Annotated in this window: 16 protein-coding genes; 2 read left to right on the forward strand and 14 right to left on the reverse strand. The window is 61.6% G+C overall.

The features are described from left to right. Positions 1-8 precede the first annotated feature (8 nt). From tatC to OVA00_RS30555, 10 genes are all read right to left on the reverse strand, one after another. Positions 9-851 (reverse strand): twin-arginine translocase subunit TatC, encoded by an 843-nt coding sequence (gene tatC / locus OVA00_RS30510; RefSeq protein WP_060516991.1) that lies wholly within the window; start codon positions 849-851, stop codon positions 9-11. Continuing rightward, positions 848-1,564, reverse strand: coding sequence for a Sec-independent protein translocase protein TatB (tatB, locus tag OVA00_RS30515; protein WP_268090235.1), 717 nt, complete (start codon positions 1,562-1,564; stop codon positions 848-850). The genes tatC and tatB overlap by 4 nt, the downstream gene beginning before the upstream one ends. 74 nt (positions 1,565-1,638) lie before the next feature. Further along, entirely contained in the window at positions 1,639-1,845 is a 207-nt protein-coding gene (locus OVA00_RS30520) for a twin-arginine translocase TatA/TatE family subunit (protein WP_034796642.1), read from the reverse strand. A 91-nt stretch (positions 1,846-1,936) separates the two neighbouring features. After that, positions 1,937-3,049, reverse strand: a complete 1,113-nt coding sequence (locus tag OVA00_RS30525; protein ID WP_034796644.1) for an ABC transporter ATP-binding protein — start codon at positions 3,047-3,049, stop codon at positions 1,937-1,939. A gap of 82 nt (positions 3,050-3,131) precedes the next feature. Next, positions 3,132-3,860, reverse strand: a complete 729-nt coding sequence (gene scpB, locus OVA00_RS30530) for an SMC-Scp complex subunit ScpB (protein WP_060516985.1) — start codon at positions 3,858-3,860, stop codon at positions 3,132-3,134. After that, on the reverse strand, positions 3,853-4,719 hold the full coding sequence (locus tag OVA00_RS30535; RefSeq protein ID WP_371813562.1) for a segregation and condensation protein A: 867 nt from the start codon (positions 4,717-4,719) through the stop codon (positions 3,853-3,855). The genes scpB and OVA00_RS30535 overlap by 8 nt, the downstream gene beginning before the upstream one ends. A gap of 53 nt (positions 4,720-4,772) precedes the next feature. After that, a complete protein-coding gene (nagZ, locus tag OVA00_RS30540) occupies positions 4,773-5,789 on the reverse strand; it encodes a beta-N-acetylhexosaminidase (RefSeq protein ID WP_192439063.1) in 1,017 nt (338 codons plus the stop codon). A 152-nt stretch (positions 5,790-5,941) separates the two neighbouring features. Next, a complete protein-coding gene (locus OVA00_RS30545; protein WP_268090236.1) occupies positions 5,942-8,818 on the reverse strand; it encodes an SPOR domain-containing protein in 2,877 nt (958 codons plus the stop codon). 63 nt (positions 8,819-8,881) lie between these two features. Further along, positions 8,882-10,642: an arginine--tRNA ligase gene (argS, locus tag OVA00_RS30550; RefSeq protein ID WP_034796661.1), complete on the reverse strand. Its 1,761-nt coding sequence runs from the start codon at positions 10,640-10,642 to the stop codon at positions 8,882-8,884. A 96-nt stretch (positions 10,643-10,738) separates the two neighbouring features. Then, positions 10,739-11,956 (reverse strand): deoxyguanosinetriphosphate triphosphohydrolase, encoded by a 1,218-nt coding sequence (locus OVA00_RS30555; RefSeq protein WP_268090237.1) that lies wholly within the window; start codon positions 11,954-11,956, stop codon positions 10,739-10,741. A gap of 212 nt (positions 11,957-12,168) precedes the next feature. Here OVA00_RS30555 and erpA point away from each other — a divergent pair, with 212 nt between their 5' ends. Beyond that, positions 12,169-12,501, forward strand: coding sequence for an iron-sulfur cluster insertion protein ErpA (gene erpA / locus OVA00_RS30560; protein WP_034796669.1), 333 nt, complete (start codon positions 12,169-12,171; stop codon positions 12,499-12,501). Between the two features lie 61 nt (positions 12,502-12,562). Here the strand turns inward: erpA and OVA00_RS30565 are convergent, their stop codons facing one another. Continuing rightward, positions 12,563-14,026 (reverse strand): phospholipase D-like domain-containing protein, encoded by a 1,464-nt coding sequence (locus OVA00_RS30565; RefSeq protein ID WP_034796670.1) that lies wholly within the window; start codon positions 14,024-14,026, stop codon positions 12,563-12,565. A gap of 206 nt (positions 14,027-14,232) precedes the next feature. Here OVA00_RS30565 and xth point away from each other — a divergent pair, with 206 nt between their 5' ends. After that, complete coding sequence (gene xth, locus OVA00_RS30570) at positions 14,233-15,024, forward strand: exodeoxyribonuclease III (protein ID WP_060516974.1); 792 nt, start codon at positions 14,233-14,235, stop codon at positions 15,022-15,024. A gap of 79 nt (positions 15,025-15,103) precedes the next feature. Here the strand turns inward: xth and exoR are convergent, their stop codons facing one another. The 3 genes from exoR to OVA00_RS30585 form a co-directional block, all read right to left on the reverse strand. After that, on the reverse strand, positions 15,104-15,910 hold the full coding sequence (gene exoR, locus OVA00_RS30575) for an exopolysaccharide production regulator ExoR (RefSeq protein ID WP_034796672.1): 807 nt from the start codon (positions 15,908-15,910) through the stop codon (positions 15,104-15,106). A gap of 467 nt (positions 15,911-16,377) precedes the next feature. Continuing rightward, positions 16,378-17,655 carry an OmpP1/FadL family transporter gene (locus OVA00_RS30580; protein ID WP_268090238.1) on the reverse strand — a complete coding sequence of 426 codons (1,278 nt, stop codon included), beginning with the start codon at positions 17,653-17,655 and terminating at the stop codon, positions 16,378-16,380. Positions 17,656-18,154: 499 nt separating this feature from the next. Then, the gene (locus OVA00_RS30585; RefSeq protein WP_268090239.1) at positions 18,155-20,995 is read right to left on the reverse strand and encodes a valine--tRNA ligase; all 2,841 of its coding nucleotides are present in this window, start codon (positions 20,993-20,995) and stop codon (positions 18,155-18,157) included. Positions 20,996-21,026 lie beyond the last annotated feature (31 nt).

Raw genomic sequence — 21,026 nt, forward strand, 5'->3', positions numbered from 1 at the left:
TCGAATGCTCAGCCCTTGGCGGGGCCGACCTCTCCGGAAGATCCTTCCTGCGACTCGGCAGCCTCGCTCTTGAGCGCGTCCGCTGCCCGCTGCCTTTCGACGAGTCGCGCCGTATAGATCGAAATTTCGTAGAGAAGGATGGCTGGCAGCGCAAGGCCGATCTGGGAAATCGGGTCCGGCGGCGTGAGCACGGCCGCGACAACGAAGGCGATCACGATCGCGTATTTGCGCTTCTCGGCAAGACCCTGCGAGCTCACGAAGCCGACGCGGGCAAGAAGCGTGGTGATGACCGGGAGCTGGAAGACAAGGCCGAAGGCGAAGACCAGCGACATGATCAGGCTGAGATACTCCGAGACCTTCGGCAGGAGCTGAATGGCCACCTGCCCTTCGCCACCGCCCTGCTCCATGGCCAGGAAGAACCACATCACCATCGGGGTGAAGAAGAAATAGACAAGCGCGCCGCCAAGCAGAAACAGGAGCGGTGACGCGACCAGGAACGGCAGAAACGCCGCGCGCTCGTTCTTATAGAGCCCCGGTGCAACGAACTTGTAGATCTGTGCAGCGATTACAGGAAAGGCGATGACCAGCGCACCAAACATCGCCACCTTAATCTGGGTGAAGAAGAACTCCTGCGGCGCCGTATAGATGAGCTCGACATTGCGATGGTTGAGGCCCGCCCAGCTCACGGCCCATTTGAACGGCAGCACCAGAAGGTTGAACAGGCCCTTGGCGAAGTAGAAGCAGACGAGGAACGCAGCGAAGAACGCGCCGATGGCCCACATCAGGCGCTTGCGCAATTCGATCAGATGCTCGATCAGCGGCTGCGGCCGGTCCTCGATATCGCCGCTCATGCTTCACCTTTCTTGCGCGCGCTGGTGCGCGGCTTTGACGTCTTGGCAGCAGGCTCTGCCACTGTCGGCGTCACTTTTTTCTTTTCAGCGACCGGCTTCGCGGGCGCCTTGGCAGCAGACTTTGCCGTGGCCGACTTGGATGCAGCTGTTGCCGTCTTGGGCGCTGCCGTTGTCGACTTGGGCGCGGCCTTCTTTACAGCCGGCGTCGCATCGGCCTTCGTCCTGGTCGCACGCTTCGACTTTTCTGCCGGTACGGATGCGACCTCTGCGCGCTCGATCTGGCGATTGGCCGAACCGATTGCCGCAGCGGCAACCGCATCTGCGGGCTTGGCTTCGACCGCGGCCGGCGCAACGGCCGGTTCGACGGCAGAAACCGTATCGACGGTGTTCGGTGTCGCAGGCTGGTCGGGTGTCGCCGCCTTCTGCAGGTCCGCCTTGATATCGTTGCCCATCTGGCGCAGCGGATTGATTGCATCGCGCAACGCATTGGCCGGATTGAGACTTTGCGCGTCGCTGATGGTCTTTCGAACCTCGTCAAGGTCCGCTTCGCGCAGCGCTTCATCGAACTGCTGACGGAATTCCGATGCCATGCCGCGCATCTTCGAGGTCATGCGGCCGAAAGCCCGCAACATTGGCGGAAGGTCTTTCGGCCCGACAACCACGATCAGAACGATTGCGATGACGACGAGCTCGGTCCAGCCGATATCAAGCATGCGATATGTCCTGCAAACCCTTGATGCCGCCAGCCCGGTATGGACACCGGACAGGCTTCACCGACACCAGACTGTTAGCGAACTTCGTCAGACTTGTGGTCAACGGTCTTGCTGTCGAGCGTCTTGTCGGTAGCAGCCGCCTCATCGTCGGACATGCCCTTCTTGAAACTCTTGATGCCCTTAGCAACGTCACCCATCAGTTCGGGGATCTTACCGCGACCGAACAAGAGCAGCACCACGACCAGAACGATCAGCCAGTGCCAAATGCTTAACGAACCCATGCTCTTACTCCTCTGAGCCTTCCCCGATTTAGGCTCTATCACATGTCAATTTTCAGGCGTGCCTCAAGCACGCGTCTCGTTGTGACAGAACCTAAGATGCCGAACTGCTTTTTTCAAACAGTAATATATCCCGCTCGTTAACTGAAAGCATTACATCACGCAATCCATGCGGCAATCGGTCCGCCCTGATGCGCGCCCGAACCACCTCCTCACAACGCGGCACGGCGAGCTCCAGAAGCTCGACCACGCCGATGAAGCGACGGGAGAGAATGCGGGCGGGAATGTCGCCATCCTCTTCGCCGACGCGCACTCCAGACAACCTGACGGCCACCGAGAGGCGCTTGCCTTCCGGATGGGGGCCGGCTGCAACGCTTCCGACCGGCGTTTCGACGCGGCCGCCACGAACCTGCGCATCGAAGACGTTGATCTCCGAGAAGAAGCCGGCGGCAAAAAGGTCCCTCGGCTCGCGGTAGAGTTCGTCGGCCGTTCCGACCTGAACGAGGCGCCCGTCCTTCAGGAGCGCGATGCGATCCGCCATGCGCATCGCCTCTTCGGCGTCATGCGTGACGACGATAGCCGTTGCCCGCGTTTCCCTGAGGATCGCCAGCGTATCGGCACGGATCGAATCCTTCAGGCGCGAGTCGAGGCCGGAAAATGGTTCGTCCATGAGCAGCACCGCCGGGCGCGGCGCGAGCGCGCGGGCAAGCGCTACGCGCTGCTGCTCGCCGCCGGAAAGCACGTGCGGATACAGATCGGCATAGTGCGACAGGCCGACACGCTCGAGCGCCGCATCCGCCTGGATCAGACCTTCCTTCTTGGGGATCGCCGTCAGACCGAAACGGACGTTGTCGCGGATCGTCATGTGCGGGAAAAGCGCAAAGTCCTGAAACATCAGCCCGACGCCACGCTTTTCCGGCGGCAGGAAGACAGAGGGGCCGGAGATTTCCTGGCCATTGAGCATCAGACGCCCAGCGCTCTGCCTCTCGATACCCGCGGCGATACGCAGCAGGGTCGTCTTACCGGATCCCGAAGGCCCGAGCAGGCAAAGGACCTCGCCGGCCTTTGCCGCCAGGCTGACGCCCTTGATCGTTTCCTTGGCGTGATAGCTGTGGTGAATATCTTCGAAGGTCAGGCTCGCCGCGAAGGAGACGCCCGCTGTCCGTCGCGTGGTCATGACGGGAGCGTCCTGCGGATCTGAAACCATGCTCTTGCATTCCTTGACACCAATGGCGCAGGGTCAGCGGGCCCCGACGCCATGGAAAGCCGATATCTATAATCAGGTTTTTCTAATCGGCTTCTTCGCCCTTCGGTGTCAAGAGCCCCAGTTCCTCCAGGTCGAGCTGGGTGATCGGATCCTCGTTCTCGGCCAGTTCGTCGTCGCCGGTCGGAACGGGGATGTTGAGGTTCGAAGGCACGCGGCCGGAGAGCAGCCCGGCGCCCTTCAATTCCTCGATGCCCGGCAGGTCGCGCAGTTCCTCAAGCCCGAAGTGATCGAGGAAGTCGCGCGTCGTACCGAAGGTCACCGGACGCCCCGGTGTGCGCCGGCGCCCGCGGAACCGGACCCAGCCCGCCTCCATCAACACGTCGAGCGTACCCTTCGAGGTCTGCACGCCGCGGATATCCTCGATCTCGGCGCGCGTAACCGGCTGATGGTAGGCGATAATCGACAGAACCTCGAGGGCTGCCCTTGAAAGCTTGCGGACCTCCTGTTCGTCGGTCTGAACGACGAAAGAGAGATCGGCGGCCGTGCGGAAGGCCCAATGGTCGGCCACCTGAACGAGGTTGACGCCGCGCGTCGCGTAAACGGCTTTAAGCCGCAGCATGATCGTGCGGACATCGGCGCCACGCGGCAACCGGCTCTCGATATAGGCCTCGGACACCGGCTGCGCCGAAGCGAACACCAGGGCTTCGGCGATCCGCTCGGCTTCCTGCTCCAGCCGGGGGTCGAGGGATGCCGTTTCGATCTCGTCCTCCTCGTCGGGAACGCCAGGCAGGTACTTCTGGGCTTCAGCCACGGGCTGCCTCCATCTCGGCGAGAGTCTCCGCATCGATCGGATTTGGTCCGCGCCGGAGATAGATCGGCGCGAAGGCCTCCTCTTGGCGGATCTCCAGGCGGCCCTCACGAACCATTTCGAGCGACGCGGCAAAGGAGCTGGCGATTGCCGTCGCTCTCTCCTTCGGCGTCGTCATGTAGCGCACGAGAAAATGATCGAGCGCAGTCCAGTCGTCGAGACCACCGATCATGCGGGCCAGGATCAGCCGCGCATCGGACAGCGACCAGACGTGGCGCTTCTCGATTGTCACCTGGGTGATCGCCTGTCGTTGGCGCAGGCCCGCATAAGCGCTCAGCAGATCGTAGAGCGAAGCGTCGAAACCGGATTTCCTCTCGGTGACGATATGCTCCGGTGCGCCTCGGACGAAAACGTCCCGGCCGAGCCGGTTTCGGTTGATGAGCCGCGTCGCCGCCTCGCGCATCGCTTCCAGCCGCTTGAGCCGGAAGGCCAGCGCCGAGGCCATCTCCTCGCCGGTAGGACCGTCATCCTTCGCCTGCTGCGGGATCAGCAGCCGCGACTTCAGATAGGCGAGCCACGCCGCCATGACGAGGTAATCGGCCGCAAGCTCGATGCGGATGCTGCGCGCGCGTTCGATAAAGGCGATGTACTGTTCGGCGAGCGCCAGGACGGAAATGCGCGAAAGGTCGACGCGTTGGCTTCGGGCGAGATGCAGCAGCAGGTCGAGCGGACCTTCGAAGCCGGCGATGTCGACCACCAGCGCTTCCTCATGCAGTCCGCGCTCGGCAGTCTCGTCCTGCCACAAGGGCTCCATCGGCGCCTTCGACGCAGGCTTGCCTTGTCTTTCGCCCGCATTGCTCACTGGCAGCCCGATCCTTTCCTTCAGTCTCTGTTTGCCGTCAGCCTCAGTTTGCCTCAGACGGTTGCAAACAGGGCATTGAACTCCGCCCGCAGATCGACTTCGCTCGCATCGTCAGGCGCCCGGAACGCGGCTTCGGCGGCCCGCGCCCGGCGCAAGCTTTCGCCGGCCAGAACCGGGACGACATCCGCGACGGCCTTCATTTCCTCCATTATGCCATGACAATGCAAGACCAGATCAAGTCCCGCGGCAATGATGTTGCGCGCGCGGGTCGTCATGTCGCCGGCAAGCGCGTTCATCGACACGTCATCCGACATCAGCAGGCCGTCGAAACCGATATGGCCGCGAATGATCTCGCGCACGACCTTCGCAGAGGTGGTCGCCGGATTGTCCGGATCGATCGTGGTGAACACCATGTGCGCCGACATCGCCATCACCTCGTCCTTCATCGCAACGAAGGGCAGGAAGTCGCTCGCAGCAAGCTCGTCGAATGTGGCGCTGACGACAGGCAGGTTGTGGTGCGAGTCGACGAAGGTGCGTCCGTGGCCCGGCATATGCTTCATTACAGGCAGCATGCCGCCGGCCTTCAGTCCCTCGCCCATCGCACGGCCGATTGCCGTGACGGTCTCGGGATCGTGCCCATAGGCGCGATTGCCGATGACGTCGTGGCTGCCGGGCACGGGCACGTCGAGCACAGGCAGGCAATCGACGGTGATGCCGAAGCGCATCAGGTCAAAGGCATGCAGGCGTCCCATCAGCCAGGCGGCGCGCAGACCGAGCTTCGCGTCGCGGCGGTAGATTTCGCCGATCGCCGCGCCATTCGGATACTGCTGAACGAGCGGTGGGCGGATGCGCTGAACGCGTCCGCCTTCCTGGTCGATGAGCACGGGCGCATTGGGATTGCCGATGCTGTCGCGAAGGGCTGCCACCAGATCCGAGATCTGCTGCTCCTCGCCAATGTTGCGACCGAACAGAATGAAGCCCCAGGGGCGTTCTCCTGCAAAGAAATCGCGCTCGTCGCTCGTGAGGGAAAGGCCCTTGCAGCCGGAGATAAATGCTTTTGATTCGCTCATCCCAAAAGCATAGAGCGCGGGCTGCCCGGCGCGAAGCCACAAACACAGCGCACCCCCACTCATGCACAAGGTCATGGGCATCGGAAGCCCGAAAACGCGAAGGGCGCGGCCTCCTCGGCCGCGCCCTTCGTCAACTCGATCATTATGCCCGTTTACTTGGTAACCAGGCAGCTTCCGCCGGCGCCCTTGTACTTGGAGCAAAGGGCATTGGCCTCGTCCTTCGAACCGGCCGGGATGCGGACGCGGTAGTAGGTGCCCTTGCCGGCGATCTCCGCCTTGCGGATGTCGACGCCGCGGCCGCCGATGACGCTTCCGAACTTGCTCGAAAGGCTGTTGTAGGACTTCTGCGCCTCGGCTTCCGACGGCAGAGATGCGACCTGGATGAAGTAGCCACCGGCCGGAACCGATGCCGTGGCAACCTGCTGCGCGGGCTGGGTCTCAGCCGGGAGAGCGGCCTGCTCTTCCGCCGGACGGGCGATTTCGGCAGGCTGTGCGGCCGGACGGGTCTGCGGCGTCGGCGCCTTGTCGCCACCGGCAGAAGCCGTCGTCGTGACGCTGCGCACCGGAACCTGTTCGATGTTGGCGTTACCCGTTGCGGCAAGCGCAACCTGGTCGGTGTTGGCGCCAGCCTGGCCTGCAGCAGCGACTTCGTTCGAAGGCGTTGCGGGTAGCGGCTGGGTCGTGCCAGCGACATCGGTCGCCGGTGCCGCAACCGGCTCCTCACGAGCGACCAGCGTTCCATCCGGCTTGACGATCATCGTGCGCACCTTCCTCGGTGCGACGGCCGGCGTCTTGTCTTCTTCCTGGGCAGCGGTCTCGCCGTTGGCGCCATCCGGCAGCAGGCGATCGCCGTCCTCTTCGTTTGGCAATGCCGTCTGCAGGGTTTCGGCCTCGTTGCTGCCTTCGAGCGGCAGGGTCTCCGGCGTCAGCGTCCTCTGGACGACATCCATCGGCTCCTCGGTCGAAGAGACCAGGGCTTCCTGCTGCGGGGCACCAGCCTGAGCACCGGCAACGCGGTCATAGACCGCCTTATCCTGGTTCGGCACGGTCTTGCCGCCCTTTTCCTCGGGCACGACCTTGACCGGGGCCTTGTCGGCCAGAATGATCTTCGGACCTTCGGCCGAGCTGACCGCGCCGCTACCGCCCATCCAGGCGTAGACGGCAGCGCCACCAAGGATGATGACGCCGGCAACGCTTGCCGCGAGCAACATCGTGCGCTGCGAGCGACGGCCGGTGCCATATTCGCGGTATTCGCCGGCATCCTGCTGGGTCTGCGCCGCTGAAACCCGTTCGGCATCGCGCGCAACCGCCGGACGCTCGACGATCGAGCGGCGGAAGTCTTCTTCCATCGCCTTTTCAAACTCGTCGAAGTCGTCAAGCGAGCCCTGACCAAAGGCCGGAGCAGTGGCAGCGGCCGGTGCCGGACGGGCCGGCTCCATCTTTTCAACTGCAGCCGGACGGCTCTCCTTGACCGGAGCCGGCGCTCCGAAGAGCTGGGCCATTTCCGCGTCGATGTCGAGATCGTAGTCGGCCGGATAAGCGACCGGCTTCTCGGTCTCGATAACCGGCAGCTGCGGCACGTCCATATCCGCGATCGGGGCGACGCCGTTCTCGGCTTCGGCAATCATCGACGGATCGAAGGGCAGCGTGCTCTCGGGCTGTGCTTCCTGGCGCTCGACCGGCGCGGGAGCGACGTAAGGCTCGACGAACCGCTCCGGCTCGCGCTGCGGAACGGCCGCCTGCGCGACCGGCTGCACCGGTGCTTGCGGCACGCCGGCAGCAACGACCGGCTCATCTACGGTGACGTCTGCGAAGTCGAGCTTCAGCGCCTCGTCGGAGAGCTCAATTTCGAAGTTCTCGATGTCGAAGCTCGGCTCGTGCTCCGGCTGCGCAATTGGCTTGGCCACCTCGACCAAGGGTTCCGCGACCTGAACGGGAGCAGTAGCCACTGCCGCAACCGGCGCTGCAACAGCGGCCACCGGTGCTGCGACCGACGATACCAACGGGCCGGCAAAGGCACGCTGCTGGCTGGCGCCCGAGGCGGACGCAACCGGCGTCGCACGGCTGAAGGTGGGCGTAAAGGGATAAGGGCTCTTCTTTATCGGAGCGGCAGTGGCAACCGCTGGCGTGACCACCGGCGCAACGACGGGCTGTGTTTCCACATGGAGAGCCGGATGCGACTGGACCGCAGCGGCAACCATCGCTGAGACCGGCGGAACCGGGAACCGTTCTATGTCCGCCAGAAGATCGTCACGGCCAGCATCCTGCTCGACGACTGCCTGAGCTGCGACCACGTCTTCCTGATAGGAAGGCTCAATTTCACGCTCTTCGGCCGCGACATCGAAGCGCGGCTGTTCATAGGCCGAAAATGCATCCGCAACCGGAGCCGGCTCGGCCCAGACCGGAGCGGCTTCGACGGCCGGCGCCTGCCATGCATCGACGAACTGATCACGCGGATCGATATCCTGCGGCTCGACGTGCGCCGCAACCTCGGCAACGTCGTCCGACAACAGATCGGCTTCGCCAAGCGACAACTCGAGTTCGCGCTCAAGGTCAAACGCCGGCTCGTCGACGACGGCCTCGGCGTTGCCGTCTTCGGCAACCTGCGGCGCCACGGAGAAGGCGTGAACCTCGGCATAGTCCTCGTCAGCGACGGGGGCTGGCGCCGCTTCGACGCGTTCGGGCTGGACGAACACCGGCTCGTCAAGCTCGGCGACGGGCTCCGCCACCGGCTCTTCGTGAACGACGACGTGTTCAGCTACCGGCTCGAACCGGGGCTCTTCGATCGGAGCCGGCTGCGGTGCGGACCGCGGCGCGTCGTAGCTGTCGAACGCTCGAAGCAGCTCGTCTTCGAGATCGAAGGCGGGATCTTGACGCACCGCCTCCTGGTGTCGTTGCAGTTCCTGCAACTGTTGGACGGCCGGCCGGGCATCGTAACCGACGATCCGGGCGAGTTCGGCCAACGGATCATCGTCTGCCAATACATCGAATTCAGCCGGCCCGCTTCGTGCGAATTGTTTGTCTGCCATGCTCTCCACTCACAATTGCCTGTATCGCTGTGCCAGTGCATTGTGGGAAAATGGTGACAATACTTATCGCATTTCCTCCGGTGCGGAGGTGCCTGTAATAGACAGGCCGGATTTCAATACCGAAGCGACAGCATGCACCAGCCCGAGTCTGGCAGTACTTAATTCTCTATTTTTATCGTTAACAAAACGTAATTCCGGATTCTCTTTACCTTTGTTCCAATGTGCGTGGAAGGCGGCGGCAAGATCATACAGGTAAAACGCGATGCGATGCGGCTCCTGAGCCAGTGCCGCAGCCTCGATGACTCGCGGATATTCTGCGAGCTTGGCGACGAGCTGGAGCTCCGTCGGATCCGTGATCTGGCCCAGAACGGCACTGGCGAGATCGACCGATTCGAGGTTCAGATCCGGGAATGCGTCCGCGGCCTGGCGGAAGACCGAGCGGCAGCGCGCATGCGCATACTGCACATAGAAGACCGGGTTATCCTTCGACTGTTCTGTTACTTTAGCAAAGTCGAAGTCGAGCGGTTCCGAGTTCTTCCGGTAGATCATCATGAAGCGCACCGGATCGCGGCCGACTTCATCGACGACATCGCGCAGCGTGACGAAGTCGCCGGAGCGCTTCGACATCTTCACCGGCTCGCCGTCGCGGAAGAGCTTGACCAGCTGGCACAACAGAACCGTAAGCTTCGACGAACCGCCGGAGACGGCGCGCGCCAGCGCTTCCAGGCGCTTGACGTAGCCGCCATGGTCGGCACCGAGCACATAGATCATCTCGTCGAAGCCGCGGTCGAACTTGTCCTTGAAGTAGGCAACGTCGGCGGCGAAGTAGGTATAGCTGCCGTCCGACTTGATCAGCGGCCGGTCGATATCGTCGCCGACCTCGGTCGAACGGAACAGCGTCTGCTCGCGGTCTTCCCAATCTTCCGGCAGCTGGCCCTTCGGCGGCGGCAGGGTGCCCTTGTAGACGTGGCCCTTGAAGGTCAGGTCGTTGATCGCCGTGCGGATGGCGGCAGCACCGTTCGCGTGCAACGTGCGCTCGGAGAAGAAGACGTCGTGATTGACGTTCAGCGCCGCGAGATCCTCGCGGATCATCGCCATCATCGCGTCGATCGTCCGGTCCTTGACGAGCGGCATCCACTTGTCTTCAGGCATCAGCCTGAGGCTCGTGCCGAATTCGTCGGCGAGCGCCTCGCCGACCGGCACGAGATAGTCGCCCGGATAAAGGCCCGGCGGGATCTCGCCGATCTCTTCGCCCAGCGCCTGGCGATAACGCAGGAATGCGGACCGCGCGAGAACGTCGATCTGCGACCCCGCATCGTTGATGTAGTATTCCTTCGTGACCTCATAGCCGGAGAAGGCCAAAAGGTTGGCCAGCGCGTCGCCGACAACGGCTCCGCGGCAATGGCCGACATGCATCGGGCCGGTCGGGTTGGCCGATACGTATTCGACGTTGACCTTGCGGCCGCCACCGACAGCGCTACGGCCGTAGTCGACGCCCGCACGCGCCATGCCCGACAGCAGCTTCTGCCAGTAGGAAACAGAAAGGCGGACGTTGATGAAGCCCGGACCGGCGACGGAGACGTCGGTGACTTCCGGATCCTGCTTGAGCTTCTCGACGATGAGTTCGGCAAGCGCGCGAGGATTCATGCCGAGCGGCTTTGCCAGCACCATCGCAGCATTGGTCGCAACATCACCATGGCTGGGATCACGTGGCGGCTCGACATTGACACGGCCGAAGTCAAGCTCGGATCGCTTTTCTCGAACGCTTTCAAGCGTTTCGAGAATGTCCTTAATTCTTGATTCGAAGTCCGTGAAGAGATTCATCTGATCCGTCCGCTTTTCCCGACCACAAGTGACCGGCGCAAAACTCAAAAAGGAGGCTCGGTTCGGCCGAACCGCAAGCCTCCGGGCGGGGCGTCCCTAGCGCAAATCGGGCGTATGGTCAAACAAGCGCTTGTGCACGCAGATCGCAAAAGTGTCGGTCATGCCGGCGAGGTAGTCGCCGACGTGCCGCGCCCGCGCCGGCTCCGCCATGCCGGCAATCTGGTCGATCCAATAGTGCTCACGCATCAGCTGCGGGTCGTCCATGAAGGCATGATAGAGATCGCAGACGATCGAGGCTGCATTTTCGCGCACGCGCATGACTTCCGGGTGCCGGTAGATCCGGGTCATCAGCAAGCGCTTGATCTGCTTGTCCGTCTCGCCCATCTCCTCAGAGAAGGTCGCCATCACGGTGCCGGCTTGGCGCACATCGGCAGCACGTTGCGGCCTTATCTCGCCGATCCGTTGCTGCGCGACGCCGATGACGTCCTCGACCATCGCGGTAATCTGACGCCGCATGATCTCATGCGTGAAGCGGCTGCTTTCAAGACCGGGATAACGGTCATGGACCTCGCGCATCAGGCGCGCGAGAAACGGCACGTCTTCGAGCATTTCGAAGGTGAGATAGCCAGCCCGCAGACCGTCATCGATATCATGGGTGTTGTAGGCGATATCGTCAGCAATGGCCGCGACCTGCGCTTCGAGGCTCGCAAAACTCGCCAGTTCCAGATCATGCAGCGCGCAATAGTCGAGGATCGGCTGCGGCACAGGCCCTCGCGTGCCCTCACCGTCCGCGGTCAGCAACGGCCCGTTGTGCTTGACCAGGCCTTCCAGGCTCTCCCAGGTCAGGTTCAACCCGTCGAACTCGGCGTAGCGCCGCTCGAGCTTGGTGACGATGCGCAGCGACTGGGCATTGTGATCGAAGCCGCCATAGGGCTTCAGCATCTCGTGAAGGGCATCCTCGCCCGTATGGCCAAAGGGCGTGTGGCCGAAATCATGCACGAGAGCGACGCCTTCGGCCAGATCTTCGTCGAGCTTGAGCGCGCGCGCCAGAGCCCGGGCGATCTGCGCCACCTCGATCGTGTGCGTCAGGCGGGTGCGGTAGTGATCGCCGTCAGCGGCAATGAAGACCTGCGTCTTGTGCTTCAGGCGGCGAAACGCAGTGGTGTGCACGATGCGGTCGCGGTCGCGCTGAAAATCGGAGCGCGTCGCGCTCGTCGCTTCGGGAAAGAGCCTGCCGCGCGTCATCCAGGGATTCGACGCGAACGGCGCATGTTCACCATAACCGAAGCCGAGCGCATTTTTGTCGAATGTCATCTTCCACCTAATTCGTCGTCCCATTGACGGGACATTCAAGCCTTCATACCTATAGTGAAAGCTACGGAAACGCGTGATGCAAGATCGACCGATTCCGCAAGCGGAAGCAACGGCTTGGCCGCGGGTCTTGAAAGAGGCCCCGAAACCGACCAGATCGCATGCTTTAACACAGGGCAATTCTCTCCGGTTCTTGACCCCGGCAGGAGGCAGATATGACGCATGAAACCGTGACCCTCTCGGACGCTGCAGCGAAGCGGATCGCCACGATCCTGCGTTCAGACAGCCACAACAACGCCATGCGAGTGTCCGTCGAGGGCGGCGGCTGCTCGGGCTTTTCCTACAAGTTCGACCTGGTCGACAGCAGCAATGACGACGACCTGGTGCTGGAAAAGAACGAAGCCAAGGTCCTGATCGACAGCCTGTCGCTCGTCTATATGGGCGGCTCGGAAATCGACTTCGTCGACAACCTGCTCGGCCAGTCGTTTCAGATCAAGAATCCGAACGCGGTTGCAAGCTGCGGATGCGGAACGAGTTTTTCCATCTGACGCCAGCGCCCCACGTCTCTCTTAGCCGGCTCCGTTTCAACAACGAACGGAGCCGTTTGCGTCAGAGATAGGGCGATCCGAGCCAGAGAATGCGGTTCGCCAATCGATCCGCGAAAGACTTTTTGCGCAGCCTTTCGAGCGTAACGGGCTCGGCTGAGGCGAGAATGTCGGAGATCGTGCCATTGATCGCCTCGGCGAAACCACGGTCGAGAACCTCCAAGTCGAATTCGAAGTTGAGGCGCAGGGAGCGTGGGTCGAGATTGGTAGACCCGACATAGGCCCAACGCTCGTCCACGGTCAAAAGCTTGGAGTGGTTGAAGGCGCCCTTCGCCCGCCAGACACGACAATGGCCCTTCAGCACCTGATCGAACTGCGCAGTCATCGCCCTGTCGACCAGCAGCAGATTGTTGACTGCGGGAACGATGATATCCACCTCGACGCCGCGGCGCGCGGCGGTGACGAGCGCGCTGATCAGTTCGCGGTCCGGCAGGAAATAGGGTGACATCACGCGGATATTCTTCTGCGCGACCGAAAACGCCCCCATGAGCATCTTGTGATTGGTCTCATTGGTGGCGTCAGGTCCGGATGGCACGGCGCGCATCAGTACCGACGGCCCATCCGCCGGCAGCGGTGCCTCTTCGATCGCCCATGCGGGGCCCGCCAGAACCTCGCCACTTGAGAATTGCCAATCTTCGGACGAGACCTGGAAGATATCGGCGACCACCGGTCCGGCCATGCGGAAATGCGTATCCTGTGCCGGCGCCTGACCGGCGATCTCGCTGGTGAAGCCCACCCGGATGTTCATGCCGCCGGCAAAGGCAACCTGACCGTCGACCACGAGGATCTTGCGGTGCGTGCGCAGGTTGGCATAGGGCAGCCGTAGCCCCATGATGATGTTGCCGTTGAAAACCGCCGTCGGAACGCCCGCCGCCTCAAGATGACCGACAATGCTCGGCACCGAGTAGCGCGCGCCTACGGCGTCAATCAGCACCCGCACCTCGACACCCCGCGCCACCGCCGCGATCAGGGCGTCTGCAAAGCGCAGGCCGATGACGTCGCGATCGAAGATATAGCTTTCGAGCAGGATCGAGCGCCGGGCGCCGGCGATCGCTTCCAGCATCGCGGCATAGACGGCATCGCCGCCGGCGAGCACCGAAATACGGTTGCCCGTGCACATACGATGGCGTGAAACGCGGTCGCCGAGGATCTTCATCGCCGCAAATCGTTCTCCGAACTGCACCGATATGTCGGCATCCGAAACGTCGAAGCGGCCGAACTGATCCGGCCCCTGCCCGCGCAACAGAGCGCGTTGCGAGCCGATCGAGGAGCGCCGGATACGGTTGATTCCGGCAACGGCATAGATCAGCGCGCCGACGATCGGCGAAAGCAGGACGACACCGACCCAGCCCGCCGCGGCGCGCACGTCGTCCTTCGTCATCGCGGCATGAATGGCGGCAGGAATGCCCAGCGCGAAGGACAAAAGCGCCAGGATATGCGGCCAATAATTCTGCACGAGATCGATCATGGGCGGGACTATAGCCCGCCAACGGGCGGAATCAATTCGACGCCTGCAGCGTATACCGTATCGACCGCTGCCCCCTGATGGGAAGCGTCGGTGCTGCTCGGGCGCGCTGTTGAAAACCCGCAGGTAACGGATTTGTCAAAAGAATCCGGAGCGGCTAGAAATGACCCCGCCAAGGACTTAACCGACATGGAAGGGCGTTTCGAGCCATGAAGATTGCCACCTGGAACATCAATGGCGTCAAGGCGCGAATCGACAGCCTGCTGGCCTGGCTGAAGGAAAGCGGACCGGATATCGTCTGCCTGCAGGAGATCAAATCGGTCGACGACGGCTTTCCGCGCCTCGAGATCGAGGCGCTTGGCTATCATGTCGAAACACACGGCCAGAAGGGCTTCAATGGCGTCGCGCTGCTTTCCAAGCTGCGGCCGGACGAGGTCAATCGCGGCCTGCCTGGTGACGATACGGACGAACAGTCACGTTTCATCGAAGGTGTCTTCTCGGTCGAAGGCGGCGTGATCCGCGTCTGCTCGCTCTACCTTCCGAACGGAAATCCCGTCGACAGCGAGAAATATCCCTACAAACTCGCCTGGATGCGCCGGCTTGAGGCCTATGCGAAGCAGCGCCTGTTGCTCGAGGAACCCTTCATCCTTGCCGGCGACTACAACGTCATCCCCGAGGAACACGACTGCTGGGATATCAAGGTCTGGCAGAACGATGCCCTCTTCCTGCCGGAAACGCGCGCGGCATTTCGCCGGCTGCGCAACCTCGGTTTCACCGACGCTGTGCGCGCGACGTCGGACGCTGTGCCGCTCTATACGTTCTGGGATTATCAGGCCGGCTGCTGGCCGAAAAATTTCGGCATCCGCATCGATCATCTGATGCTGTCGCCGGAGGCGACCGATCGGCTGGTGTCGACATCCATCGACAAGCATGTCCGCGCCTGGGAGAAGCCTTCGGACCACGTGCCCGTCATCGGGACGTTTGCGTTCGCGCCCGCTTAAGGCGCGTTTTTCCAGATCTTAGCGTGTGGAGAATGGTCCCTGGGCCGGCGGCGGTTCGGGGAACGCTCGACGATGACAATCAGTCGTCGTCGCCCTGCATGTGCAGGTTCTGCGACAGTGCGATTGCCGTGCGTCGATCGTCCTCGCTGGCAAGCGAGAAGGCCTGCTCCTGCATCGACTGCATCCAGGGCCGATCCTTCGGCGAACACTGGTCGAGTGCCGCAGTCATGAACGCGAGACCACGAACGGTCTGGCCCTCCTGGAAAATCACATTGCCAAAGACGCCCATGGCGCCGGCGTGACCGCTCTTGCGCGCACGATTGAGCCATTTCTTGGCCTGCTGAACGTTCACGCTACCGCCCTCGCCCGACAAGAGCATGCGCGCGAGCTGGAACTGCGCCTCGGCGACGCCGAAGGTCGATGCCGCCTGGAAATAAAGCTGGCGCGCCTGGGACATGTCGGACTTGATCGGGCTGTCGGGAATGCCGCGGCGATAGTAGCCGGCAAGGGAGATCAACGCGTTGACGAAGTAACCGGTGTCTTCCGACCCCGGCTCCACGCCCTCCTGGGCGATTTCGCTATAGATCTTGAAGGCTTCGAGGTCGTTCTCGGCGACGCCGTCGCCATAGGCGTACATGTTGGCGAGGGCCCAGCGGGATCCGGTGTGGCCCTTCTCGGCCGCGTATTTGTAGGCTTCTACGGCCTCGTCCTTGCGGCCATTCTTGTAGGCGGAAAACCCGAACTTGAAGAGCGCGAACGGACCTGATTCCTTGGTGACGCCCGCACCGGGATCAAAAGCGTAGGCCGGCATGGCGAAGGTCCCACAGACCGCCAGCGACACGCCGAGTATCGCAACCTTTAGTGACTTTAGTTCACCCGCAAGCATCACAGTCTAATTCTTCCGTTCCAGCCGGCCACGCCGAACCCATCACCGCTGCAAACACACAAGCCCGGACGACCCGCCGCCGGGAACTGCACCAACTCCGCCGACAAAGTCGACGCAACCTTTCCACAATGAAACTTCGACATAGTCCCCGAAGCAGTCATTTTGATGGACCACTTGCACTGGCGTGCCGGAGGCCACATTTCTCATGACGGTCATCGATCCAAGTTTCATTTCACCCCAAACGCTGCAGGTATCGCACTCACATTGCAGGCTTGTCCCTATATCGCTGCTCCCTGTTTGTGGCGGGAAATGGACATAGCCGGAACGAGTCTGATCCTAGCAAACTCTAGCATTAAAAGTGTTGCTGAATCGTCACATTGCGGGACAGTGCGGACGCGTGGTTAAGAGGCTCCACACATAAGAAAGGCCCGGTAAAACCGGGCCTTGCAGGATCAGATGACGAAGGATCAGAACTTCACTTTGATCGATGTCGAAATGGCACCGACAAAGTCGTCGTCGAAATCGTAGGAAACGTCGTCACCAATGACGTCGTCCCCATACTTCACCGCACCGGAACTGCCGCCGGTCATGATGCCGACAGCACCAGCAAGACGGAACTCAAGGTTCTCGGTCGGCGTGTAGGAAACACCGGTTCCCAGCGTCCAGGTGTCGGTCTGCGTTCCATAACCGTGGCTGGTGCCGCGGTCCCAGGTCAGGCTGACGGCGCCGCTCCACTGATCATTGAACTTGTGGCCGACACCGCCGGTGATCGTCCAGCCGTCACGGTAGAGAAGATCAAGGCTCGTGCATGGCGTAGTACGGGAGACCGTGGCGGGGCAGAACTTCAGAACCTGAAGCTGGCTCCAGTCCGTCCACTTCACCGAGCCAAATGCCGCCCAACCGGGTGCAAAGCCGCTCTGCAGCTTGAGTTCCAGCGAGTCCGGCATCGAAGCCGCACCGTTTACGTCGTATTTCGTACCGGTCACAAGGCCCACACCCGGTACAACGAAGCCCAACTGGCGAAGGTCGATGAAGCCCGAGAGGTTATCCAGATCGACAGCACTGTTGTAGACGAGGCTCGCTCGCAAGGCATACTCGGGGATTTCGTAGGCAGCACCTGCGCGCCAGCCCCAGCCATGCCCTCCAAGCTCGAGCCTGCCAATGCCGGTAAAGGCACCAGCGAGCGGCGTGCCTGTATAATCCTGAACCAGCCGTTCCTTGAAGCCGTTGACTTCCTGATAGAAGACGCCGCCGATCACACGGAACTGGCCTGGCCCCATGTCCCATTTGTAGGAGCAGGTCGCGGCGTAGTTGTCGCTCTCTACCTTCGTTTCGATATTGCTGTTGGCACCGGCCCAGTTCTGCCCCGGATTGGTGTGGGCACCCCAGGGCTGGGAGTAGTCAGCCATACAGTCGACGCTGTCACCAAAGGCCGCCTTAACGCCGACGCGCGGAACCCAGTAGCTCTCGGTGTCGTCAGCAGTATTCGGTCTGTTGTTGAGATTGCCGCCACCAAAAGTCCCGGTAAGGATGTTGGTGTTCCCGGTATCGGTATCACGGACGTTCTTCAATTCGCGCTGCGGATTGACGTAGGTCGCCGACGCTTCCCCCGCATAATCCGACGGGTCGAACAGCAGATCGATGTTGTAACCGCCGCGCTCAAGACCGCCCGCGTGCGCGGCGGAGGCAAACAGCAAACCCGCTGCTACCGACAGAACACCCCGCCTTAAATTCATGTGAGCCATCCAGCTCCTCCCCCTGCACTGCAAAACTGCGACATTCCACCTCATGTCGTGTGGGCCGAAGTATTCTCACGATCCCGTGAAATCGCAAATGCGAGATCTAGCAGTTAGCAGGCTCGATCGGTCACAGAATTTACGTAAGATTCTCATGATTTAGCCACAATGGCGCCAGATCGGAACCATTTTTCCAAAATCATGGATAAAATCCACTGAATTAGAATGGGTTTCCAAACCATCGAAAACCTGTGTCGCCTGAACAACATTATCGCTTTTTGCGGTAGAACAGCGAAAAACTCCGTTGAAGTTCCGCTCAAACGCCACGCGCGCTTGATGACCCGCGCAGCAGATTCAACTGATCGAATCAATGCAAAATCTCGATAGGCTGAAGTCTATCTTGTATTTCTAAAATAAAAAATCCGCGGCATTTCTGCCGCGGATTTCGATTTCTGACGGTCAGGCATTCTCTTGAACGCCCTCTCGTTGAATCCGTCGATTAACGGCCTCAACCGGCCTCGGCGACGCGCGTCAGCGCAACGCTCAGCGATTCCTTCTGGAGATCGAGCTCTACGAGACGTTCACGTTCCGCTTCGACCAGTTCCGGCTTTGCATTGGCGACAAACTTCTCATTGGCCAACTTGCCGAGGATGCGCTCGCGCTCGGCCTCCACCTTGGCGATCGCCTTCTCAAGCCGGGCCTTCTCGGCGGAAAGGTCGATCAGGTTGCCGAGCGGCAGGCAGGCCGTTGCCTCGCCAACGACGATCTGGGCGCTGCCGCGCGGCGCAACAGTGGCGTGGTCGATATGCTCGACGCGCGCCAGACGACCGATGGCCTGGGCATGCTGCTGCAGGCGCTCGCGCGTCAGGTTGTTGGCACCGACAACGATCAGCGGCGCAGTTGCCGCCGGCGGGACGTTCATCTCCGAACGGACCGAACGAATGCCCGAAACCAGATCGATCAGCCAGTTGATCTCGTCGGCCGCCGTGTCGTCAGCATAGGACGGCGCCGGCCATTCGGCGTGGCACAGCAACGTCGAACGCTCCTGGCCCTCGCCTGCCGTCTGCGCCCAGAGCTCTTCCGTCATGAACGGCATGAACGGGTGCAGCAGCTTGTAGATCTCGTCGAGAACGTAGGCGACGCAGGCCTGCGACTCGCGTTTTGCCGCTTCGTCCTCGCCACTGAAGATCGGCTTCAGCAGTTCGAGGTACCAATCGCAGAACTGGTTCCAGACGAACCGGTAGAGGCTGCCGGCCGCGTCGTTGAAGCGATAGGCATCGAGCGCCTCGGTGACGTCGCGGATGGTCCGCGACAGCTCCGTCAGGATCCAGCGGTTGACGGTGAGCGATGAGGTTTCGGGAATGAAACCATCGCTGCTGGTAACGCCATTCATCTGGGCAAAACGCGTCGCGTTCCACAGCTTGGTGCCGAAGTTGCGGTAGCCGGCGATGCGGGCCGGGTCGAGTTTCACGTCACGCCCCTGGGCCGCCATGATCGCCAGCGTGAAGCGCAAGGCGTCAGCACCGTATTCGTCGATCAGTTCGAGTGGATCGATGACGTTGCCCTTCGACTTCGACATCTTCTGGCCGTTCTTGTCGCGAACGAGCGCATGGACATAGACGGTATGGAAAGGCTCGACCGGAGTGCCGTCGGCATCCTTCATGAAGTGCAGGCCCATCATCATCATCCGGGCGACCCAGAAGAAGATGATGTCGAAACCGGTGACCAGCACGTCGGTCTGGTAGTACTTCTCAAGTTCCGGAGTCTCGTTCGGCCAGCCGAGCGTGGAGAACGGCCAGAGCGCCGAGGAGAACCAGGTGTCGAGAACGTCTTCGTCACGCGTCAGGATTTCGCCCGGCTTGAAGTTCTCGAGCAGATCCTCGACATAGGCCTTCATCGGGCCTTCATGCGCCAGATAATGCTGGATCGCCGCGTGCAGCGCCTCTTCCTCGGTCTTTTCGACGAAGACCTGACCGTCCGGACCGTACCAGGCCGGGATCTGGTGCCCCCACCAGAGCTGGCGCGAAACGCACCAGGGCTGAATGTTTTCCATCCACTCGTAGTAGGTCTTCTCCCAGTTCTTTGGAACGAAGTTGGTCCGACCTTCCTTGACGGCGGCGATCGCGGGCTTGGCCAGCGTCTTCGCGTCAACATACCATTGCTCTGTCAGACGCGGTTCGATCGGCACGCCGCCACGGTCGCCATGGGGAACCATGTGCTTGTGCGGCTCGATCTTGTCGAGCAGGCCCGCCTCTTCGAAGATGCGAACGATGATCTTGCGCGCTTCGAATCGGTCCTTGCCTTCGAGTTCGTCCCAGGCACCGTGGAGGGCAGCCGGATCGCTGAGCCCTTCGAGGAAATCCTCGTTGTCCTTGATCGTGATGCGGCCTTCGATCGTCATGATGTTGATCGCGCGCAGACCGGCGCGCTTGCCGACGTCGAAGTCGTTGAAATCATGCGCAGGCGTGATCTTCACCGCACCGGTACCGGCGGTCGGATCCGCATAGTCGTCGGCAACGACAGGAATGCGGCGACTGACGATCGGCAGAATGATGTGCTTGCCGATCAAAGGCTTGTAGCGCTCATCCTCCGGATTGACCGCGATGCCGCTGTCTCCGAGCATGGTTTCAGGACGCGTCGTGGCGACGACGAGGTAATCGCGCTTTTCCCACTCGGTCGCCTTGCCCTCTTCATCGAAGGCGACCGGGTAATCGAAGGTTACGCCAGGCTCCAACGGATAGCGCAGGTGCCAGAGGTTGCCGTTGATCTCGTGCTGCTCGACCTCCAGATCCGAAATCGCGGTCAGAAGCTTCGGGTCCCAGTTGACCAGGCGCTTATCCTTGTAGATCAGGCCTTCCTTGTAGAGCGAAACGAAGACCTCGAGAACGGCTTCGGACAGCCCTTCGTCCATGGTGAAGCGTTCGCGCGACCAGTCGCAGGACGCGCCAAGACGCTTCAATTGGTTGAAGATTAGCCCGCCCGATTCGGCTTTCCATTCCCAGACCTTTTCGATGAAGGCTTCGCGGCCCATCTGCCGGCGGTGCTGCTGGCTCTCCATCAGCTTACGCTCGACGACCATCTGGGTGGCGATGCCTGCATGGTCCATGCCCGGCTGCCACAACACATCCTTGCCGCGCATGCGTTCGAAACGAACGAGCACGTCCTGAAGCGTGTTGTTGAGCGCGTGGCCCATGTGCAGCGAACCCGTCACGTTCGGCGGCGGGATCACGATGCAGAAACTGTCGGCGCCGGGCTTGGCACCCGCCCCTGCACGAAACGCGTTTTCTTCGTCCCACTTCTTGGCGATACGCGGGTCGACGGATGCGGAATCGTAGGTCTTATCAAGCATTTTGGAGCCAATTTACGAGATTGATGTCAGC

This window comes from Ensifer sp. SL37 (assembly GCF_026672675.1).
Taxonomy (GTDB): Bacteria; Pseudomonadota; Alphaproteobacteria; order Rhizobiales; family Rhizobiaceae; genus Ensifer; species Ensifer adhaerens.

Bases quoted from the DNA above. Each gene is read 5' to 3' on its own strand.
- OVA00_RS30545 (WP_268090236.1), bottom strand. From the start codon at position 8,818: ATGGCAGACAAACAATTCGCACGAAGCGGGCCGGCTGAATTCGATGTA.
- OVA00_RS30565 (WP_034796670.1), bottom strand. From the start codon at position 14,026: ATGATCGATCTCGTGCAGAATTATTGGCCGCATATCCTGGCGCTTTTG.
- OVA00_RS30580 (WP_268090238.1), bottom strand. From the start codon at position 17,655: ATGGCTCACATGAATTTAAGGCGGGGTGTTCTGTCGGTAGCAGCGGGT.
- argS (WP_034796661.1), bottom strand. From the start codon at position 10,642: ATGAATCTCTTCACGGACTTCGAATCAAGAATTAAGGACATTCTCGAA.
- OVA00_RS30555 (WP_268090237.1), bottom strand. From the start codon at position 11,956: ATGACATTCGACAAAAATGCGCTCGGCTTCGGTTATGGTGAACATGCG.
- xth (WP_060516974.1), top strand. From the start codon at position 14,233: ATGAAGATTGCCACCTGGAACATCAATGGCGTCAAGGCGCGAATCGAC.
- tatC (WP_060516991.1), bottom strand. From the start codon at position 851: ATGAGCGGCGATATCGAGGACCGGCCGCAGCCGCTGATCGAGCATCTG.
- nagZ (WP_192439063.1), bottom strand. From the start codon at position 5,789: ATGAGCGAATCAAAAGCATTTATCTCCGGCTGCAAGGGCCTTTCCCTC.
- OVA00_RS30520 (WP_034796642.1), bottom strand. From the start codon at position 1,845: ATGGGTTCGTTAAGCATTTGGCACTGGCTGATCGTTCTGGTCGTGGTG.
- OVA00_RS30585 (WP_268090239.1), bottom strand. From the start codon at position 20,995: ATGCTTGATAAGACCTACGATTCCGCATCCGTCGACCCGCGTATCGCC.
- erpA (WP_034796669.1), top strand. From the start codon at position 12,169: ATGACGCATGAAACCGTGACCCTCTCGGACGCTGCAGCGAAGCGGATC.
- tatB (WP_268090235.1), bottom strand. From the start codon at position 1,564: ATGCTTGATATCGGCTGGACCGAGCTCGTCGTCATCGCAATCGTTCTG.
- exoR (WP_034796672.1), bottom strand. From the start codon at position 15,910: ATGCTTGCGGGTGAACTAAAGTCACTAAAGGTTGCGATACTCGGCGTG.
- OVA00_RS30525 (WP_034796644.1), bottom strand. From the start codon at position 3,049: ATGGTTTCAGATCCGCAGGACGCTCCCGTCATGACCACGCGACGGACA.